Origin of the sequence: Streptomyces longispororuber, assembly GCF_024448165.1 — a bacterium.
Lineage (GTDB): Bacteria > Actinomycetota > Actinomycetes > Streptomycetales > Streptomycetaceae > Streptomyces > Streptomyces longispororuber_A.
Genome location: NZ_JAMOLN010000388.1, coordinates 1 through 3,503, shown reverse-complemented (window position 1 = coordinate 3,503; position 3,503 = coordinate 1). Strand labels below are relative to the sequence as shown.

Genomic DNA, 3,503 nt, shown 5'->3' with positions numbered 1-3,503 from the left:
GCGTCGGCGGCCGGGCCGGGGTCAGGCCGCGGGGCCGCTGGGCAGGATGCGCCGCAGGTACTCGCGGTTCGCGGCGGAGACGCTGAGGCCGTCGCCGCCGTAGTGCTCCACGCAGAACGCGCCGTTGAAGCCGTGGGCGAGGGCGATCTTCACGGCCTGTCGGTAGCTGACGAACCCGGACTCCATGGGGGCCGGAGACGTCAGGACGGTGCCGGAGGCGGGGTCCTCGACGCGGTAGTAGCTCTTCACGTGCCAGTAGTTGGCGTGCGGCAGCGTCTTGGTGACCATCGACTCCCAGGACTCGATGGGACGCTGCATGCGGATGAGGTTGCCCAGGTCCGGGTTGAGGCCGACGTTGTCCCGCTCGATGTCGGTGAGCAGGGCGACGGCCGAGTCCGCGGTGCCGAGGTACGTGTCCTCGTACATCTCCAGCGACAGCTCGACGCCCACCGAGGCGGCGTGGTCGGCGAGTTCGCGCAGCCGGGTCACGGCCTTGTGCCACATCTCCTTGTCCCCGGCCGGGTCCTGGGGGCCGGGAACGGTCCAGAACCAGAGCACGGCCTGCTGCTCGGGGGTGAGCGGCCGGTGCAGGCCGAAGGAGACGAGCGGGACGCCGAGGGCTGCTGCGGCGTCGATGGTGCGGTGCGAATAGGCGAGGTTGTCGTCGCCGTCGACGGGGTCGATGACGCTGCGGCGGATCGCGGAAATGGCGGGTGCGGTCAGGCCCACCTTGGCGATCGTGGCACGCAGCTCCTCGAGCCGGGCCGGGGCGAGGTCGCCGGGACGCAGCCAGCCGTCGGTCAGGTCGACCTCGGTGAACCCGGCGTCGACCACCTCCTGCAGGCTCTGCGCCCACTGGTCTGCGGTCTGGTCCTGGGTGGAGACACCATCAGGTCCGGTGTTCGGAAACTGCAGGAGGGCGGCGGCGATCGGCCAGGTCTCTGCGGTGTGAGTCAGCATCGGCTCCCTTTCTCTATTTCCTATAGGATCTATGATCCGGACGCCTGTCAAGGGTGATCCACCTCGCACCCGGCCCGCCGTGGCCGACTCGGAACGATCTGTTCCGTTTCTTCGAAGAAGTTGCTCGACACCTCTTGACCTGAGGCTTTTCTTGAGCACATGCTTCCGGCGTCTTTTTGTAAACGCTGTGAACTTATCTGCCGGTCAGCCCGGACGTCTGAGGGCGCCGCTGCCGTGCAGGCCCTACGCGGGAGCCCCATGAACCCCTGGAACGACACTTCGCTCTGCGCCGACGAGCGGGTCAGGACCCTCCTGGCCGAGATGACCCGGGCCGAGAAGCTCGCCCAGCTGGGCAGCTACTGGACCAAGGCCAACGTCGGCAGCGGCGATGCCCGGGTCGCCCCCATCGAGGAGGCCCTCGCCGCCCGCGCGAGCGAGTCCACCGCCATCGCCCACGGGATCGGACACCTCACCCGCCCCTACGGCACCCGTCCCCTCACCCCGGACGAGGGCCGCGCCGAGCTCGTCCGACTGCAGCGGCTCCTGACCGCCACGCGTCTGGGCATCCCGGCCATCGCGCACGACGAGTGCCTCACCGGCTTCGCCGCCTTCGGCGCCACCGTCTACCCCACCCCACTGGCTTGGGCCGCCACCTTCGACACCGCCCTGGTCGAGCAGATGGGCGCTGCCATCGGCCGCGACATGGCGTCGGTCGGGGTCCACCAGGGGCTCGCCCCGGTCCTCGACGTCGTGCGCGACTACCGCTGGGGCCGCGTCGAGGAAACCCTCGGCGAAGATCCGTACCTGACCGGCCTCATCGGCACGGCGTACGTGCGCGGCATGCAGTCCCAGGGTGTCGTCGCCACCCTCAAGCACTTCGCCGGGCACGCCGCCTCGCGTGGCGCCCGCAACCACGCCCCCGTGTCCATCGGCGCACGGGAAATGGCCGACGTGATCCTCCCGCCCTTCGAGATGGCCGTGCGCGAAGGCGCGGTGGGCTCGGTGATGAACACCTACACCGACCAGGACGGCGTCCCCGCCTGCGCGGACGAGTCCCTCCTGACCACGGTGCTGCGCGACCAGTGGGGATTCGACGGCACCGTCGTCTCCGACTACGGATCGATCGCCTTCCTGCAGACCATGCACCGCGTCGCCGCCACCGAAGGCGACGCGGCCCGCTTGGCCCTGACCGCCGGCATGGACGTCGAACTGCCCAACACCCGCTGCTACGGTGACCCGCTCGCCCAGCAGCTCGACGACGGACAGGTCGCCCCCGAACTCCTGGACCGCGCCGTCGAACGCGTCCTGCGCCAGAAGCTCCGACTCGGACTCCTGGACGCCGACTACAGCCCCGAGGCCGATGCCGGCCTCGGCACCCCCGTCGACCTGGACTCCCCGGGCAACCGCACCCTCGCCCGTACCCTCGCCGAACGCTCCGTCGTCCTGCTCGCCAACGACGGCGCCGCCCTGCCCCTGGACGCCGCCCGCACCCCCGCCGTCGCCCTGATCGGACCCGGCGCCGACGACTCCGGCACCTTCCTGGGCTGCTACTCCTTCCCCAACCACGTACTGCCCAAGTACCCCGGCCACCCGGCGGGCCTCGCCCTGCCCAGCCTGCGCGAAGCACTCACCGCCGAACTGTCCGACGTCACCTTCACCTACGAGCAGGGCTGCCCGGTCAACGGCGACGACCGCTCGGGCCTGCCTGCCGCCACACGCGCCGCCGCCGCGGCCGACCTGGCCCTGGTCGTCGTCGGCGACCGATCCGGAATGTTCGGCAACGGCACCTCGGGCGAGGGCTGCGACGCACCCAACCTCCAACTGCCCGGGGTGCAGCGGCAGTTGGTCGAAGGCGTTCTCGCCACCGGCACCCCGGTCGTCCTCCTCGTCATCTCCGGTCGCCCCTACGTGCTCGGCGGACTGGCCGAGCGGTGCGCCGCCGTCGTGCAGTCGTTCATGCCCGGTGAAGAGGGCGGGCCCGCGCTGGCGCGTGTCCTGTCGGGCCAGGTCTGCCCGAGCGGCAAACTGCCGGTCCAGATCCCGGCCACCCCCGACAGCAACCCGGGCACCTACCTCACCCCGCCGCTCGGCCGCCACAGCGAGGGCATCAGCGTCCTCGACAACACGCCGCTGTACCCCTTCGGGCACGGCCTCTCGTACACCACCTTCGCCTACGAGGGCCTGCAGATCGCCGACGAGGGGCGGGTCCCCACCGACGGTTTCATCGAGGTCTCCTGCCTTGTGCGCAACACCGGGCGCCGCGCGGGCCGGGAGACCGTCCAGCTCTACTACGACGACCCGGTCGCCCAGGTCGCCCGCCCCGTCCAGCAGTTGGCGGCCTTCGACGTCCTCGACCTCGAACCCGGCGCGCAGGCCCGGGTCACCTTCACGGTGCACGCCGACCAGACCTCGTACACCAAGGACGCCTCGGGCGACGGGCGACGCATCGTCGAGCCCGGCACCATCCGCCTCATGCTCGGATCGTCCAGCTCCGACATCCGGCTGCGCGCCGACGTCGAACTCACCGGACCCCAGCGCGTGGT

General features: G+C 70.9%; 2 protein-coding genes. One reads left to right on the top strand and one right to left on the bottom strand.

The annotated features are described in order from the left end of the window. Positions 1 to 21: 21 nt before the first annotated feature. Positions 22 to 960: a sugar phosphate isomerase/epimerase family protein gene (locus M4J07_RS47120; RefSeq protein WP_255983448.1), complete on the bottom strand. Its 939-nt coding sequence runs from the start codon at positions 958 to 960 to the stop codon at positions 22 to 24. A 258-nt stretch (positions 961 to 1,218) separates the two neighbouring features. Here M4J07_RS47120 and M4J07_RS47115 point away from each other — a divergent pair. Next, positions 1,219 to 3,503: beta-glucosidase family protein (locus M4J07_RS47115; protein ID WP_255983446.1), on the top strand; the 2,285-nt coding region annotated here is incomplete at its 3' end.

Excerpts from the sequence above, each read along its gene's own strand:
- M4J07_RS47120 (WP_255983448.1), bottom strand. The coding sequence starts at position 960 with ATGCTGACTCACACCGCAGAGACCTGGCCGATCGCCGCCGCCCTCCTG.